The organism is Hymenobacter roseosalivarius DSM 11622, from assembly GCF_900176135.1.
Taxonomy (GTDB): domain Bacteria; phylum Bacteroidota; class Bacteroidia; order Cytophagales; family Hymenobacteraceae; genus Hymenobacter; species Hymenobacter roseosalivarius.
Map to the genome: position 1 here is coordinate 48,564 of NZ_FWWW01000091.1, position 16,269 is coordinate 64,832.

The following is a 16,269-nucleotide window of genomic DNA, read 5'->3' on the forward strand; positions in this document are numbered from 1 at the left end:
TAAAAAATGCTCGGCTCGCAACGGGGGCGAATGGAGCGTATATGTACTCTACTGGTTGTTTTTTAACTGTTTATGAAGCTGTTCAGAAAGTCGACTTCGGGTCATGCTTCATCTGGCGTCCGCTCGCCGAAGCATCCCTTCCGCTTCGTATGGGTCGTCTAACGAAGAGGGAGAGATGCTTCGGCGAGCGGACGCCAGATGAAGCATGACATTCTAATGTGATTTTAACGACTTCCGAAACTGCTTTTATACTAAAAAGGTAGTTGAGAAAACAGCAGCAGGAATACTAAAAAATCCTTCAGGCGGGTTCGCAAGAAACGCAGCGCGCGGGTGAGATGGTACTCCACGGTTTTGGGTGCTAGGTTCAGCCGCACCGCTATCTCCGGCACTGATTGGTACTGCTCCCGACTCAGGCGGAACACGGCCTGGGTATTGGCGGGTAAGCTCCCCACACTGGCCGCCAGGGCCGCTGACAGGTCGGCCGCGCCCATCATTTCTTCCGTTGTGCAGTCTGCCAGGGCGGAGCGCGGAGCCGCGGAGGCTACGTAGCCCTCATGAGCTATTCGGGACCGGATGCGGTCGATGATCTTGTATTTAGCGGCCGTAAACAGGTAGACATCCAGCTTGTGAATGTGAGCAACGGATCGTTTATGCCACAGGCCAACAAATACGTCCTGTACGACCTCCTCAGCATCGGCTCCGGAGCCGAGTTTGCGGTGCGTCAGCTCGTAGAGCCGCTGCCAATAGCGCTCATATATGTGGGCGAAGGCGTTTTCGTCGCCGGACTCCAAGGCTGACACCAGCGCATCATCGTCCCAGGCCGAATAAAACCGCGGGCTGTTGGAGGCAGCGGAAGAAAGCACTCTCATAAATACATGAAAACCAGCTTACAATGGCCTCTACAATTTATAATAAATTATCAATTAAAGTACATTTGTATACGAGCCTCGCAGGCTGAACGGTGGAGCTTGTCGGTCGGTGCCCGTTGGGGTGGTTGGTTCTATTCGGCAACAACCTGGAAATCATTTCCTCGCCTCAGGTTGTTAGGAGTCCTACTCCCTGCCGATTTCTACGGTAGCCGTACATTCGTACCTCAAAAATCAGCGCAGCACCCCGTGTTTACTGGAATAATAGAATCGCTCGGCACGATCACCGATGTGCAATCGCAAGGCACCAATCGTCACTTCACGGTGGTCACAGCCTTTGCCCATGAATTACAAATTGACCAAAGCGTAGCCCACGACGGCGTCTGCCTGACGGTAGTAGCCGTGGACGCGGCAGCCGGCACCCACACCGTAACGGCTATTGATGAGACTCTGCGAAAAACCAACCTGGGCAATTGGCAGCCCGGCCGCCGCGTAAACCTGGAGCGGTGCCTGGCGGCCAGTGGCCGCTTCGATGGCCACATTGTGCAGGGCCACGTTGACCTGACGGCTACCTGCGAGAGCGTAACTGACCAGAACGGCTCGTGGGTGTACCGCTTTCGCCACGAGCCCGGCCCCGGCCGCGTGACGGTGGAGAAAGGCTCCATTAGCATCAACGGCACCAGCCTCACCTGCTTTGATAGCACCGACGACGGCTTTAGCGTGGCCATCATTCCCTACACCTACGAGCACACCACCTTCCAGGACCTGCACCCCGGCGACCTGGTAAATCTGGAGTTTGATATCGTCGGGAAGTACGTAGCCAAGCTACTGGGTAAGTAGCGAGCTTATCAACGCAAGAAAGCCCCCCAGTCCGGAATTCTTTAGGTTGGGGGGCTTTTTTGGGTTGATACAGTTACTCGAAGATCATGCGGGCAGCAACCGTACCGTAAACTGAACCGTAGAGACAGATAACAGGCCGCCAGCTGTTTGTGCAGTAGAGCAGACAGCCTATCGTGGAAATAAAGTAATCCCTTTGCCTGAGCCCATGCAAAGCTCCCGTGCCCTTGTTTTTCGGTTGACCCCGCCCTGAGCGCAGGTGTGACTACTCTGGGTTAGCACCTCCCGTCAGAGGTGAGCGGTAACCGTATTGCCAATTCTTAGCGACACTCAGCGACAATTTTCGCGCTATGAGGCACGCGCATGGGCCGACAACCAGGCGGGGAGGACAGAGAGTACGGAAAATAATAGCTATACAGCAGAGAGGCCCTACGCTACGGCTTGCTGAGCTATTACTTTTAAAATAGGAAGAGTAGAACCGCGCCAAACAGCAGTGGAATTCCTGCGCTGTGTCGCTAATTCGCATTACCATGAAGCTTCCCCTGGCCGAGCAGTTGTTCGTAGAATTTGTCACTGGTATTCTGAAAGTCCAATTTACGGAGCAGCAGCTACTTATGAATCTGATAAATCTGCCTAAAAAGGTTAATCGGGAAATAACTCCCGCTGGAAATCCTACGCTGCGCATTCAGCATGAATACTTTAGGGCGCTCATTCTTCTAAATGAGCCCACGCGTCAGCTTTCCAGCGTTATGGTGGTTGTGGGCTGCCAGCTATTTAAAGAAATGTTGACTTATGCCCAAACTCCGCACTGGCTGGAAAAAACCAATCATAAAAGCCAGGACATCCAGCTCGACTGGTATCAGGATGAGTTTAGTCTGAATAACAGGTTGGTGTTGAAGCAGTTGCCGGACTTGGTAGAAGTAGCCTCCGTGGCTTTCTTCGATTATCCCGGCACCTTCGATGCCCATATCGTGCATTTTCGCCGCCAGCTAACCTAGTTGTTTGGTGCTGCTAGCTGGCCTTTACCGGCTTCCTAGTAGGCGCTACCTCAGACGGCTGGCTCACTGTGCCACCAGCGCTTTACCCCAAGCTGATACAACTTGGCGCATGCCCAGGCGGCGAGGCTGCCCAGCAGCGTGCCGGCCAGCACATCGGAAGGATAATGTACGCCCAGATACATGCGGGTGTACGAAACAGTTACGGCCCAGACGATCAACAAAATCTTGACCAGCCAAAAGCGGGGCGGCAGCACCAGAATCAGAAAGACGGCCAGCGAAAAGGCGTTGGCCGCGTGTGAAGATATAAACCCAAATTGCCCCCCGCAGCCATGCACCAGGTTCAGCGTCTCCGATAAGTTGGGGTCGTGGCAGGGGCGCAGACGGGCGAAATAGGGTTTGAATACGCGGCTGGAAATGGCATCAGAGAGTAGCACGCTCAGGCCTAACAGGGGCAGCAGCAGCCGGGCGCGCCGCTTGTATAAGTAGCCCAGCGCAAGGGCTATCACGAAGTAGGCCGGAAACCACACGAAGCGGTCGGTGAAAAAGATCATCCACGCGTCCATACCGGGCGAGTGGCTGTTATTGGCAGCTATCAGCAGCCAGCGGTCTAGGGCTTGAAGTCGTTCGATCAATGAGCGGGTGAGTAAACGGGCGGGGTCAGGACTTGGGGGGCATTTCGGCCCAGAATACGCCTTTGCGCAGCCAGGCCAGCGTTGCCGCTTCGGGCGAATGAGGCTCGGGCTGCTGATCGTAATGCCACTCGCAGCGGGGCGGTAGGCTCATCAGAATGCTCTCGGTGCGCCCGCCGGTTTCCAGCCCAAATCGTGTGCCACGGTCGAAGGCCAGGTTAAACTCCGCGTAGCGCGACCGGCGCAGCATCTGCCAGTTTTCCTCGCGCGGACCGTAAGGCAGAGAGGCATTCTGGCGCATTAGCTCGGTATAGGTGGGGCCGAAAATGTCACCTATTTCTTGTACAAAGGCAAAAAGCTTGTCGGCCGAGCCATGCTGCCCCACGGTCAGACGGTCGAAGAAAATGCCCCCCACGCCGCGGGTTTCCTGCCGGTGGGGCAAATAAAAGTAGTCGTCGGCCGTTTCCCGAAAGCGCGGGTAATACGTGGTGTCGTGCCGGTCACAGGCGGTTTTCAGGGTTTGGTGAAACCAGCGGGCCTGGGCTTCATCCACGTAAATCGGCGTCAGATCGATGCCGCCGCCAAACCAAGCCTCGCCGTTGCCGGCCTCAAAATAGCGCACGTTCATGTGGATAATGGGCACCCTGGGACTGCGTGGATGCATGACTACGGACACGCCCGTGGCGAAAAAGTGCGGGTCGGGCATGAGCAGCACCTTGGCCGCCTGGGCGCTCATTTCGCCGTGCACCGCCGAAAAACCCACGCCGCCTTTTTCCAGAATGGCCCCATTTTCCAGTACCCGTGATACGCCGCCGCCGCCGCCGGGCCGCTCCCACGCGTCGGTGTGGAAAGCCGCACCACCGTCGGCCGCTTCCAGCTGGGCACACAGACGCGTTTGGAAGGCCCGCATCCAGTCTTCGACAGCGGCGCGAAGCGGACCGGCCAGGGCAGCGGCTGGAGTTTTTGCCAAAGGTTGGCTGTTCAGTATTGAACTCATAGCGGATAATTCGGAGCGGGTTCGTAGACCAAAATTACGCAGAAAACCCGCCGCCTCACCAACTCTGCCCCCGATGCCGTAATTTCGCCTTCCCACTTTCCCGCCGTTCATGCTGCACTCGACCGCCCCCGCGCCCGACACCGAATTTGCCTCCCACCCGCCCAATTTTACCGCGCCTAATCCCACCCGCGAAACGCTGTTGCGCGCCTACCGCCTCATGCGCACGGCCGATGAAATGGCGCGTCTTTACGAGGAAAATAAGGCCGTAACGGCTAAATACGTGCATGCCACGGCGCGGGGCCACGAGGCCATTCAGCTGGCCGCTGCCTTCCACCTGCTGCCCACCGACTACGCCGCGCCCTACTACCGCGACGATGCCATGCTGCTGGGCATAGGCATTACGCCCTACGAGCTTATGCTTCAGCTGATGGCCAAGCGGGACGACCCGTTCAGTGGGGGACGCACGTATTATTGCCATCCATCGTTGAGCCGGGCGGGCTTTCCCACCATTCCCCACCAAAGCTCCGCTACCGGCATGCAGGCCATTCCGGCCACGGGTATGGCTCACGGAATCAAGTATTTAGAAGGCCAAAGGGTGCAAGGTTCGGCGGCCGATTATTCCTCGTCAACTACTGATGCCGCGCCGGTTGTCTTGTGCTCCATCGGGGATGGGGCCATGACGGAGGGCGAGGTGTCGGAGGCCCTGCAAATGGCTGTTTTGCACCAGCTGCCCATTATTTATCTGGTGCAGGATAATGACTGGGGAATTTCGGCAACCGGGCGGGAGATGCGGGCCATGGACGCCTACGAATTTGCATCTGGCTTTAAAGGACTGCACCGCCTGCGCGTAGATGGGGCTGATTTTTCGGCTTCGTATTCCGTTATGAGTGAGGCGTTTGCTTACGTGCGCCGCACCCGTGGCCCGGTGTTAGTGCACGCTAAGTGTCCGCTGCTCGGCCACCACACCAGCGGCGTGCGCCGCGAGTGGTACCGGGGTGACAACCTGGCCCAGCACACACCGCAGGACCCGTTGCCCCGCCTGCACCAGCAGCTGTTGCTGCGCAGCTTCACTAAACGAGAGCTGGAGCAAGCGGCCACCGAAGCCGCCGCCCTCGTGCGCGCCGATTATGAGCGCGCCCTCCTCGCGCCCTCGCCCGACCCCGCCACCTTCGCCGACCACGAATTTGCCCCCCAGGCCGTGACCGAGGAAGCTGGGGAACGTACGCCCGCCGGTGCCGACAAAGTGCTGATGGTGGATGCCGCACTGCACGCCGTTGATGATATTTTGCGCGAATTTCCCGAGGCCTTATTCTATGGGCAGGACGTGGGCGGCGAGCTGGGGGGCGTTTTTCGCGAAGCGGCGCTGCTGGCCAAGAAGTACGGCGATGCGCGCGTATTCAATACGCCGATTCAGGAAGCCTACATTGTGGGCAGCACGGCCGGCATGAGCGCCGTGGGTGCGAAGGCCATTGTCGAAATTCAGTTTGCCGACTACATCTGGCCGGCTCTCAATCAGCTGGTGGAAGAGTTGTCGAAGTCCTGTTATCTGTCGAATGGGCAGTTTCCGGTGCAGGCGCTGATCCGGGTACCCATTGGCGCGTACGGCGGGGGCGGGCCTTATCATTCGGGCTCTATTGAAAGCACCTTGCTTACTATTCGCGGTATTAAAGTGGTGTACCCGAGCAATGCTGCCGACATGAAAGGCTTACTGCGCGCTGCCTTCCTCGATCCTAATCCGGTAGTGCTGCTGGAGCATAAAGGGCTGTATTGGAGCAAAGTGCCCGGCACGGAAGATGCCAAAACCATTGAGCCGGCGGCGGGCTACGTGCTGCCGTTAGGTAAAGCCGCCATTGCCCAGGCCGCCGCCGCTGAGCAGCTGCGTCGGGGCAATACCTGCGTGGTAGTTACGTATGGCATGGGTGTGCATTGGGCCAAAACGGCCAGTCGGCAGTTTCCCGGTCAGGTGGAGGTGTTAGACCTGCGTACCCTGAATCCATTGGATTTCGACGCCGTGCAGGCCGCCGTAGTGCGCCACAGCAAAGTGTTGGTACTCACCGAGGAACCCTTAATGAACTCCTTCGCCGAGTCGTTGGCGGGTCGCATTCAGCGCACTTGCTTCCAGCAACTCGATGCGCCCGTATTCACGTTAGGTGCTGCTAATCTGCCCGCTATTGCGTTGAACGTGGACCTGGAGCGGCAGATGCTGCCCAATCCGACTAAGGTAGCAGCGGCTTTGCAGGAACTGCTGGAATATTAAAGTACCATGTGTTCTGACGAGCGGCTTCATTTTTTGGTCCTAGTTAGCTCTGGGTGCTGAGTCTTCGGAAAAGGGCGCGGAGCAACAGTTGGTATAGGTACTTTTTAAGTTTTTAGCGTCATGCGTCTTCTGTCAGTCAACACGGGGCTTCCCCAAGAAATCAGCTGGCAAGACAAGCTCGTGCGCACCAGCATTTTCAAGCAGCCCGTTGCCGAACCAGTGTATGTGCACGCGGAACACCTAGCCGGCGATGGGCAAGCCGATTTGCGGGTGCATGGCGGCCCAAACAAGGCGGTGTATGCCTATCCGCACGAGCACTACGCTTTTTGGCAAGACTTTCTGCCGCCCTCCAGGTTAGTTATCGGAGCCTTCGGTGAGAATCTGACAACTATTGGGCTACTGGAAAACCAGGTGCGGGTGGGCGACTGCTACCAGATAGGTACGGCCGTTCTGATGGCTATTCAGCCCCGGCAGCCCTGCTTTAAGCTGGGCATTCGCTTGCAGGATGAAAGCATCGTGCGGCGCTTTGAGCAGTCCCGCCGAAGCGGTATTTATTTTCGGGTGCAGCAGGAGGGCATACTCCAAGTGGGCGATGCCATCACCTTGGTACAGCCCTCCGCCTCCGCCGTCACTATTCAGGACATGATAGATAGCAACGCGCCGGGACCGAAAAACCCGCACAAAATTCGGGAAATTTTGGAGCTGCCGCATCTGTCGCCTAGTTGGCGGGAAAGACTAAGCCAACTAATAGCCGCAGGAAATTAGCTAAAAAGCCCCCCAGAGCATCTCTGGGGGGGGCTTTTTGTTAATTCTGAAAGCTAATTCTTAACCAGCTTCAGCAGCTGATGGAAATTGCTATTCGCTACCCGAATCATGTAAGTGCCCATAGGATAAACGGCTGTTGCCAAGCGTAAAGGAGCTCCACCAGCCGCCTCAAATCGGGCGAGCATTCGTCCGTCGGCCCCATGTATTTCTATAGTATATGTTACCTGTGCTAGCCCCGACAAATCGAGAATTGTGTAATCGGTAGCGGGGTTGGGGTAAAGCGTCAGCAGCGCGGCGGGTTGGGTGATAAAAGTAACGGGCCTTACCTCACTGAGCGTTGCTTTTTCGTTCGTATCTACCTGGCGCAGACGATAGTATACCGTGCCAGGCGTGGCCCCGATGTTTTTGTCGCGGAAATCATAGGCCTGACGCTGGGTAGTTGAGCCGCTTCCTAAACGCTGCCCTATCACTTCAAACACCTGTCCGTCGAGGGAGCGCTCAATGTCAAAGCGAGCATTGGTTTGCTCCTGAGCCGTGGCCCAGGAAAGCAGCGCGTCGCGTCCGGCGGCGTGAGCTTGAAAGTCGATGAGTACTACGGGTAGCGGAGCGGCCGGCAGCGGACCCTTTTCTGGCAACGTTATCTTTACTGGCTGGGGCACAAAGCGGAAATCGGCATCAGCCTGGGCTGGGTCGCGGCGGGGAGCGGTCGAGGGTGTCCCACCATAAGCAGGGTCAAAAATATCAACCAAGCCATTGCTATTATCGTCGTGGTAGTGCGCGTTGCCCGGATCGAGGAAGTTTGGTATTTCATCGCCATCCGCATCTTCCAGCCAAGCCGGAACGGGGTTGCCAGCGGCCGCATAATACGATGCTTTGCCTGGGTTGACTGTGACGAACTTAGCCGCCCGAGCTATCAGATCATCAAGGCTGCTGTTGTTCTTATTATCATCAAAACCTTCCTGCCAGTCAGGAAAGGCATCATTGTCAGAGTTTAAGTCGAGCACGTCAGCCAAGGTGTCGCGGTCAGTATTTGCCAGGTTAGCTGCACTCAACTCCGTGCCGGCCGCGGCTACCAGTCCCGTGGCTGGATCAGTGCCGGGGGCTGAATCGTAGGCATTATCCAGGCCATCGTGGTCGAAGTCCAGGCCCGAAGGGGCGCGGTAGGCAGCCGTGGTTTGGGCTTCGCGATTGTCCAAAATACCATCGTTGTCGGAGTCCATGTCCAGCATATTCGGCACGCCGTCGGCATCAGAGTCTGCGTTAGCAAAAATGGTCTGGCGGCTACCCGCGCTGAGTTGAGCGGCCAACGGCATTCCCAACACATCAACCGCGCCGCCAATGCGACCCGAGCCCGACTGATACTGGGTGGGCATGACGTAGTTATTAGCTTCCAGCGCATCTGTGATGCCGTCGCCGTCCGAGTCAGCATCCTGATGGTTGGGGGTGCCGTCCAGATCCCGATCAAAGAGGTCATTGATACCATCCCCGTTCACATCGCGAAAGCCCCCCACGCCGGGCACCACGAAGGTGCCAGCCAAATAGCGTGGCGTGCCATTTACCAGCACATCAGGGTCGATACCAAAGCTTTCCAGTAAGTCAGGAATGCCGTCGTTGTCGTCGTCAATATCGGCCAGATCATCTACGCCATCCTGGTCAAAGTCGCAGCTGTAGGCGTAGGTATACATCGTCTCGCTGGGGGCCGAAATAAAGCCGTAGGTCCAGGTATTGATCGTGTAATCGTTGCCAGCCTCGTTGCTGTCGTCGCCCCAGCGGTGTACGCCCTGGTAAGCGGCGGTGCTGGAAATAACGCCATCGGTGCGCACGCTGGCCATGTCGGGCGCGGGGCGGGTTTCGGGGAAAAACTGCGGTTTGGCCGCCGTGAGCCGCGAGTCGTCCCAGTAGAGGCGGTCATAGTAGGTATTGCCCCCCACCGACGGCCGGATATTCTGCACCCGCAGCCCACTGGAATTGCCTTCCACATCATATACCGGGAAGTTTACGGGAGCTCCCTGACTCGTGAAAGAGAGCTTAATGGGCAAGCCAGCCACTACTACCTTACCCGCGCGGTCCAGGCCATTCCATACCAGCGTGTTAGCTCCCGGCACCACCGACTGCTCCAACAGGACGTCGTCGCCGTCCTGTACGCCGTTGCTATTCAGGTCAATCAGAATAGCGACGGTGCCCGTCTCGTCGGAAACGGTGGTGAAAGCTACCTTCCCCAGGCCACCTTCGCAGAAACCGCGCTGAGAAGTAGTAAAGCGGGGCGCCGGGGCGCTGGGCCACAATTCTTTGTCGGGGTTGTTTACGAAGTTTGGATATTCGGGGTAGCCTGTATTGCCGGCCTGGCTGCGGCGGCGCTCCACGAAAGTAGCGCCGGTGGCCGCGCTGGCCCGTGAGCCATTAGCGTTCGAAACAAAGTAAAACACGAGCGGCCGAATCCCGGCCAGCTCGATCTGCTTCACGTAGTACTGGCCCTGGTGCTGAGGGCTCTCTATCAAAGGAAAAAGGGCAAAGTTGGCCGAAAGCCGGTTTTCATAGCCTGTGCCGCCCGACGTAGTAGTTGTGAACGACCACAGCTTGCTGAACAGCCGCCCTGGCTTTACCTGCCCGGCCGCGTCGCGCACGGTGAAGTCCCAGAAGTCATACTCAGAGCGCACGGCGCTCATGAAATTGGGGTTGCGGGCACCTAAATCATTGAAGCCCGCTTGGGTGCCTTTGTTTGTAAACTCGCCTTCCTGAGTGAACTCAACGTAAAAATCGCGGGTGGCACCGGTAGTATTCGTGTAGGTCAGGGGCTCATAGCCGCCGTCGCCGGCAGCTACGGAAGGCCCGATCTGGTGCTGAGCGGTAGTAGCAATTACGCCTGCCTGATTGGCCAGCAAGCTCGCCTGACTTGGGCTGGCCAAATCACGCAGCAGCTTGCTTTGGCTGACAATAGTGCCCGCGCCAGCTCCATAGCGGAGGGTAAGCAGCAGGTTGGCGTGCGTGCCGCCCCCGATCCGCGCTACGCGGTGCACCCCGTAGTTGAGGGTTTCGCCAGCCTTGAGCCGAATATGCAGGCGATAATCTTCCAGAAAAGAAACGTCGCTGGTGCCCCAGGCTAGCGGTTTTAAAAAGCCCAAAGACAAATTTAGCCCCCCGGTGGCGGCGTTTACATCGTGGGTCAGGAAGCCCGCCCGATCGTTTCGCGGGTCGGTGAGCGGGTACGGTAGGGTAGTAGCAGGATTAACAGCTTGGTTTGGCGTAAGCTGACGCGAGCCTTCAGCTAGCAACAGAGAGGGGGCAAGTGCTAAGACCAGAGCAATAGCGCGTAAGAATATTCTCATACAACAGAACCAGGCGTTAGGAGAAGCAGACCAGAGCCTACCCAGCGCGGCCCGGACGAGGAAGCCTGCGCTGCCCCGCGCCCAGACCCAGGCAGGAGAAACACAATTAACAGGAAGAGTAGAAGCGGTGTTAGGCTGCTTCTAAAGTAGAAATAAACCTACGTCTCACAGATAATCGTGTGAGGTCTCGGATAGCAAAATTATGGCCATAAAACGCTTATATAGGCATTTTACGCGCTAAATATTGGTAAAAGCATATTGATATGTAAAAGTAGTTTGTTTTGTTTTTATAACTTAACTAATGAAACCTTTTAATAAATAATGCTTGGTTAAATCCTAGAACGGATACCCAATACCTAAGTTGAAGGCAGTCTGGTCCTCGCTTTTGCCCAAGAATTTGAAGTTTTGGATAGCCCATTTTTCCCCATTGGGCGCCGTGGGATCATACACTTTAGTAGCGATGTCGAGGCGTAGAATTAGGAAGGAAAAGTCGAGCCGGATGCCTACGCCGGAGCCCACGGCAAACTGTTTCCAAAACTGATCGGACTTGAATTGAGCGCCCGGACGAGGGTCGCTTTGCAGTGTCCAGACGTTGCCGGCATCCGTGAAAACGGCCCCATTAATGAAGCTATATATTGGGAAACGGTACTCCACGTTGGCCTCCAGCAGCAGCTCGCCGGGCTGCTCCAGGTTGTAGTCGCGCACCACCTGGCCATCATCAACGCGGGTGGTAGTATAGACGCCGGGTCCCAGGCGGCGCGGCTTCCAGGCCCGGACGCTGGAGCTGCCCCCGGCAAACAAATACTTATCGTAGGGGATAATCAGCTCGCCCGACACGTTGCCCACCGAGTCCGGTACGTCGGTGCGGGTGAGGGCGCGGGCAATGCCGCCGTTGAAGCGGTATACGAAGAAAGTTTTGGGTCCCAGCTTATGGTAACGGCGGTAGTCGGCGGTAAACTTGGCGAAGTCGTACACGTTCAGGCTGATGCGGTCTTGGTACAGCCTGCGCGTCAGGCCGCCTACCTCCGCGAACAGGCGCAGAAAGCGCGCGTCGCGGGTTTGATTGAAGTCGTTGGAATTGAAGAGCGACGTGGCATTGATGCTCGGTACGTACAGCTGCGTGAAGCTGCGAAACAACGGCGAGCCGTCGTTGGCCAGCCGATTGAGGCGCACCTGAAACGAGTCGGAAACGGCAGTGGTATTAATGATGCTTACATCGATGGGCGTAAGTACCCACTGATGATATAAGGAACGCTGCCAGATGTAGTCGAAAGTGCCTTCTAGGTTGGTGCGCGTGTATTCTGGGCGCTGCACGTAGGTATATGTAAGATTGAGCCGGGTGCGGGGATTGTAGCGCGACAAAATACGGCCCGAGCGCCAGGGCAGAATAAACTGCGGAATAACCAGGTTAATATTGCCCCCCAGCTGGGTGGTGAGCACGGTCTGGGGAATATTGGAGCCGGTTACGCGGTTGTATTGACCCTCAAAACCAGCCCGCACGCCAAACTCCAGCACCTCGGCACCCCCGAATACATTCCTAACCTTCAGACGGGCATTGACGAAGGGTCCTACCTGCTCGGCCACGTAGGTAGCGCCTAACTCGGACAACTCTTGGAAGCGCTTGTGCGGCGAGGCATTCACGACCGCGTCGAGCTGGTAGGTAGTATCGGTGCCAATGGTGGGGTCTACCTTGACGTAGTTGACGTTGTTGAAGCGAAAGACATCCAGGTCAGCCAGTTGGCGCTGGGTAAGCTGGGTATTCGCCAGACTATAGCGCTGATCGGGGCGTATGGTCAGTTTGCGGTCGAGCACGCGGGTGCTGAAGCGGTGGCGAAAAGCCAGGTAATACACGGAGTCGCGCACGATGGTGTCGCGCTTCACCCCAAAGCGTATCACGCCGGCATCCGTCAGAAAATTTACGTGCCGAATGGAATACACGCGGTGCTCGGTGCCCGGTGCCGGGCTGGCAATAAGGGTGCGCAGCCGCACCGTGTTGGGGGCAAAGCTGGTATCGGCTTCGAGAGTGATGTACTGCTGACGAAAATCATAGTAGCCGGCATTTTTGAGCAGGGTTTCCAGGCGCGCCCGTTCCTGCCCGATCAGGGCTTCATTGTAGCGCTGGCCTACCTGTAGCAGCGAGGCTTTCTGGTTGGCTCGCACCACGCGCGCCACGCCCGAATCGGGAATGGCATACTCGAGCTGCGCATAGGTGAAGGGCGTATTTTCGGTAATGTGATAGGTCACGGTCACCATGCGCTTGCGCACGGTATCGGTGGCCGTCACGCGGCTGCGGAAAAAGCCCTGCGACCTCAGATAAATGTCGAGCTGCTCCACCGTTTGCTGGGTCAGGGTGGAGTCGTACACTACGGGCGCTTCGCCCAGGCGCATAATGGCGTTGCCTTTGTCCAGGGCCAGCTGGTGGCGGCGCAGGTGCTGGTCGCGCTTGACGAGCAGCTTGCCCACCTTCACCGAGTCGGGGCGGGCGGCCTGGATGCGCTTGCGGTAGTTGAGGCGCTCATCTTCGAGGCGCTTCTGCACTTTGTCGCGGTTGTAGAAAGTGTTGCCCAGCTGGTAGATGGCTAGCTTCGGCAACGGAAAGCGGGAGTTAGGCTGCTGCTGATACAGGGCCTCCAGGCTCAAGGCGTCGGCCTGCTCTACGCCCGTGAGCTTGTTGGTGCGCAGTAGATTACGGCCGGGCGGCAACAGGCGCGTGGGCGTGCAGTTACCCAGCAGCCCGATGAGCAGAAATACCAGCCAGCCAACGCGACTTTTCTCCTTAAAAAAGCCCCCCAACGGGTCCGGAAACGGCGAATATGGTTTCAAAAGCGGTAGCGAAGTACGTGCACGCATGGCACCTGAAAAAGTGTCGGTTCCGGCCCGGTGCCATTCTTGGTGAGGAAAGGAAAAGCGCGCCGGCGCGGCTAAATTCCACCTTTTTGCCGGACTACGCCGAAATAGGTAAGCTCAACCGGGTAGATTACTATTTTCGGGCGGAAAGCTAGTAAAAGTAGAACGAATCAATTTAACCCATTCTGATTGTAGAGGGCTGGCTATAAAGCTAGACGAGTAACGTAAAATTACGCGGTAGCGGCTAAACCTGCTTACCCCTGGACTTAAGCAGAAGTAAGCTATATAGTCATGACTTGGGTATTAGGACCCAACTTGCTCCCGCACCATCATGCAAGCACTAGTGCCTTGTATTGAGTATATTAGCTTCATGGCTAAGCCTCACTTCCTCGTGCTGACAGTGCTAGCCCTAGCCACCCTCGCTTGCCATACCAACAACCAGAAAAGCCCCCCACCAGCGGCGGCTTCGAGTGAACAGAGGATTTTGCACCTCCGGGAGCTGACTAGCCGTCAAATAAAGGGGCTCGACAAAGCGAAAACCGTGGTGCTGATTCCCGGTGGCATCCTGGAAGCGCATGGACCCTACCTGCCAATCTTCAGCGATGGGTACTGGAATCAAAAATTAACGGATACGCTCGCCCAGGCTATTGCTACCCAACTGCCGTGGCAGGTGGTTGTGTTTCCGGTGATTCCGTTGGGCAACAGTGGCGCCAATGACATCGGCGGCAACTACGCGGTGGCGGGTACCTACTCCGTTCGGTTCGAAACGCTGCGTGCCGTATTCATGGACCTGGGCACGGAGCTGGGTGAGCAAGGCTTTCGGCACATCGTGGTGGTGCATGGTCATGGCGCCCCTATGCATCAGCGGGCGCTGGATCAGGCGGCGGCTTTTTTTGAGGACACGTATGGGGGGCAAATGCTGAACCTGATGGGCCTGCAAACAGTTATGAGCACTTGGTTTGAAGCGCCCAAAACGGCCCAGCAGCAAGCTGAAGATGGCCTCAGCGTGCACGCCGGCCTGGCGGAAACGAGCAGCATGCTTTATCTGGTACCCACCCTGGTTGACCCCCGATACGCCCAGGCTCCACCTATTACCGGGACCCATATGGAGACTCTCGTCCGGCATGCCCAACAGCCTAGCTGGCCCGGCTACTTTGGCTCCCCGCGGCTGGCTTCCCGCGCCTATGGCCGCACGGCATGGCGCCAGAACGCGGCAGTATACACTCGGTTGGTGCTCGATATCCTCACCAAGAAGATAAATCCAGACACGCTCGCCCACTTCGGTGACGCTATGGCGCATGATGTTGTTAATTCGTGGCTGGATAGCCTCTCTTTACGCGAAGAACGCCGCCGCCAGCAACAGCAAGCTGACTGGCTGGCTAAACAGGATCTGCTCCGTTAAAGGCTTTTGTGGATAAAAGCACCGTTTTCTGACCCCTTACTTGCCACCAGTATGATTTGTATCGTCATAGGCGTTTCGGGCAGCGGCAAAACCACCGTTGGGCGCGAATTGGCCCGCGCCCTGAGCCTGCCTTTCCATGACGCCGACGATTTTCATTCGGCGGCGAACGTGGAGAAGATGCGCTACGGTACCCCGCTGACCGATGAAGACCGCCACGACTGGCTGGCGGCCCTGGCGGCGGGCCTCAGCGCCTGGGAAGCGGCGGGCGGTGCCGTGCTGGCCTGCTCGGCGCTGAAAGAGAAGTACCGCGCCGTACTGCGAGCGGCCGTAGCGCACTCCCTTACCTGGGTGGTGCTGGAAGGGGATAAGGAATTGCTGGTGGCCCGGTTGCGGGCGCGCTCAGGCCACTACATGAAGGAGCAATTGCTCAACTCACAACTGGCCGACTATGAATCGCCGGCCTACGGACTGCACCTGCGTATTGAGGCAACGCCCGAAACGCTGGTGCGGCAAATCATGGCGCATCTCGAGGAAGGGAAAGAGGATAATTCTGCCAGCTGACGTAGTTTGGCTGGCCCAAGAAAAGCCGCTTCGGGCAGGAAGCGGCTTTCTGGCGTTGGCAGAATGAAGGCTTATTGGGCCGTGAAGGTCGTGCGGGTCACGGTAGTTACCCCATTATCTGTTTCCGCGTCCACGAGAATGAGCTGGGCCGCGGTCAGTTCCTCAATCGTGCCGGTCAGGTCAATGTCGAAGGTAAAGCCTGGGGCGGGGGAGACGGTAACCGTACCCAACAGCGTCTGGTCGTTATTAGAGAGTGCCCACTTGCCCGTTAGAGATTGGGGACTGGCGTTGTCGCACTTGGTTTTGCCCTCGTCCAGCACGAAGGCGTTGCTGGCCTGAAACTTAAACAGGTTGTCTTTCAGGCAGGCATCCTGGCTGGTATAAATGTCCCTGGCCGGCTTGCTGCCTTCTTTTTCCGTGGCAGCAGTCACCATCCAGGTTTTGGCCATGAGCCGCCCACTGGCCGTCTGACTCGCGGGTTGAGGATCAGCGTTTTCGTCGCCGCAGCTAACGAGGGCCCCGGCAAGGGCCAGGGATAAAGCAAAAAAGGAGGGCTTGTTCATGAACGGTTAACGAGATAAGGAGCGTAGAACTACAGACGGAAAGTCCAGCTATACCATGAGCTGAGTATGTGCTGATTTGCCCCCCAGGGGCAAATCAGGTGCCAGCAAGTGGCCTGAACCCGACGGAAAACGGCTGGTCTTCCACGAATCTGCTTCAAAGCCTGGATTAATAAGTAACAAACATAGCCTGGGCAGAATACTACGCCTGCACAAAGCGCGTT

The 16,269-nt window shown here is 57.2% G+C and carries 12 protein-coding genes; 6 read left to right on the forward strand and 6 right to left on the reverse strand.

The features are described 5' to 3' along the window. Nucleotides 1–251: 251 nt before the first annotated feature. Entirely contained in the window at nt 252–869 is a 618-nt protein-coding gene (locus B9A24_RS16545) for a sigma-70 family RNA polymerase sigma factor (protein WP_084447128.1), read from the reverse strand. 246 nt (nt 870–1,115) lie between these two features. Here B9A24_RS16545 and B9A24_RS16550 point away from each other — a divergent pair, with 246 nt between their 5' ends. Further along, nucleotides 1,116–1,706, forward strand: a complete 591-nt coding sequence (locus tag B9A24_RS16550) for a riboflavin synthase (RefSeq protein ID WP_084447129.1) — start codon at nt 1,116–1,118, stop codon at nt 1,704–1,706. Nucleotides 1,707–2,233: 527 nt separating this feature from the next. Then, nucleotides 2,234–2,701 (forward strand): hypothetical protein, encoded by a 468-nt coding sequence (locus B9A24_RS16555; protein ID WP_084447130.1) that lies wholly within the window; start codon nt 2,234–2,236, stop codon nt 2,699–2,701. A gap of 50 nt (nt 2,702–2,751) precedes the next feature. Here the strand turns inward: B9A24_RS16555 and B9A24_RS16560 are convergent, their stop codons facing one another. Both B9A24_RS16560 and hemF read right to left on the reverse strand, forming a co-directional pair. Beyond that, on the reverse strand, nt 2,752–3,333 hold the full coding sequence (locus B9A24_RS16560; protein ID WP_084447131.1) for a phosphatase PAP2 family protein: 582 nt from the start codon (nt 3,331–3,333) through the stop codon (nt 2,752–2,754). 25 nt (nt 3,334–3,358) lie between these two features. Further along, nucleotides 3,359–4,300 (reverse strand): oxygen-dependent coproporphyrinogen oxidase, encoded by a 942-nt coding sequence (hemF, locus tag B9A24_RS16565; RefSeq protein WP_394334643.1) that lies wholly within the window; start codon nt 4,298–4,300, stop codon nt 3,359–3,361. A gap of 136 nt (nt 4,301–4,436) precedes the next feature. Between hemF and B9A24_RS16570 the strand changes: the two genes are divergently transcribed. Beyond that, nucleotides 4,437–6,584 (forward strand): alpha-ketoacid dehydrogenase subunit alpha/beta, encoded by a 2,148-nt coding sequence (locus B9A24_RS16570; RefSeq protein ID WP_084447133.1) that lies wholly within the window; start codon nt 4,437–4,439, stop codon nt 6,582–6,584. 120 nt (nt 6,585–6,704) lie between these two features. Continuing rightward, on the forward strand, nt 6,705–7,349 hold the full coding sequence (locus tag B9A24_RS16575) for an MOSC domain-containing protein (protein WP_084447134.1): 645 nt from the start codon (nt 6,705–6,707) through the stop codon (nt 7,347–7,349). A 53-nt stretch (nt 7,350–7,402) separates the two neighbouring features. Here the strand turns inward: B9A24_RS16575 and B9A24_RS16580 are convergent, their stop codons facing one another. Both B9A24_RS16580 and tamL read right to left on the reverse strand, forming a co-directional pair. Next, the gene (locus tag B9A24_RS16580) at nt 7,403–10,675 is read right to left on the reverse strand and encodes a T9SS type A sorting domain-containing protein (protein WP_084447135.1); all 3,273 of its coding nucleotides are present in this window, start codon (nt 10,673–10,675) and stop codon (nt 7,403–7,405) included. Nucleotides 10,676–11,011: 336 nt separating this feature from the next. Further along, a complete protein-coding gene (gene tamL / locus B9A24_RS16585; RefSeq protein ID WP_159452082.1) occupies nt 11,012–13,498 on the reverse strand; it encodes a translocation and assembly module lipoprotein TamL in 2,487 nt (828 codons plus the stop codon). Nucleotides 13,499–13,892: 394 nt separating this feature from the next. Between tamL and B9A24_RS16590 the strand changes: the two genes are divergently transcribed. Together B9A24_RS16590 and B9A24_RS16595 are read left to right on the forward strand one after the other, a co-directional pair. Next, nucleotides 13,893–14,924: a creatininase family protein gene (locus tag B9A24_RS16590; RefSeq protein WP_159452083.1), complete on the forward strand. Its 1,032-nt coding sequence runs from the start codon at nt 13,893–13,895 to the stop codon at nt 14,922–14,924. Between the two features lie 51 nt (nt 14,925–14,975). Beyond that, complete coding sequence (locus B9A24_RS16595) at nt 14,976–15,485, forward strand: gluconokinase (RefSeq protein WP_084447138.1); 510 nt, start codon at nt 14,976–14,978, stop codon at nt 15,483–15,485. 71 nt (nt 15,486–15,556) lie between these two features. Here the strand turns inward: B9A24_RS16595 and B9A24_RS16600 are convergent, their stop codons facing one another. Beyond that, a complete protein-coding gene (locus B9A24_RS16600; RefSeq protein ID WP_084447139.1) occupies nt 15,557–16,048 on the reverse strand; it encodes a hypothetical protein in 492 nt (163 codons plus the stop codon). Between the last annotated feature and the right edge of the window lie 221 nt (nt 16,049–16,269).

Excerpts from the sequence above, each read along its gene's own strand:
- B9A24_RS16545 (WP_084447128.1), bottom strand. The coding sequence starts at position 869 with ATGAGAGTGCTTTCTTCCGCTGCCTCCAACAGCCCGCGGTTTTATTCG.
- B9A24_RS16555 (WP_084447130.1), top strand. The coding sequence starts at position 2,234 with ATGAAGCTTCCCCTGGCCGAGCAGTTGTTCGTAGAATTTGTCACTGGT.
- B9A24_RS16570 (WP_084447133.1), top strand. The coding sequence starts at position 4,437 with ATGCTGCACTCGACCGCCCCCGCGCCCGACACCGAATTTGCCTCCCAC.
- B9A24_RS16575 (WP_084447134.1), top strand. The coding sequence starts at position 6,705 with ATGCGTCTTCTGTCAGTCAACACGGGGCTTCCCCAAGAAATCAGCTGG.
- B9A24_RS16580 (WP_084447135.1), bottom strand. The coding sequence starts at position 10,675 with ATGAGAATATTCTTACGCGCTATTGCTCTGGTCTTAGCACTTGCCCCC.
- B9A24_RS16590 (WP_159452083.1), top strand. The coding sequence starts at position 13,893 with ATGGCTAAGCCTCACTTCCTCGTGCTGACAGTGCTAGCCCTAGCCACC.
- B9A24_RS16595 (WP_084447138.1), top strand. The coding sequence starts at position 14,976 with ATGATTTGTATCGTCATAGGCGTTTCGGGCAGCGGCAAAACCACCGTT.
- B9A24_RS16600 (WP_084447139.1), bottom strand. The coding sequence starts at position 16,048 with ATGAACAAGCCCTCCTTTTTTGCTTTATCCCTGGCCCTTGCCGGGGCC.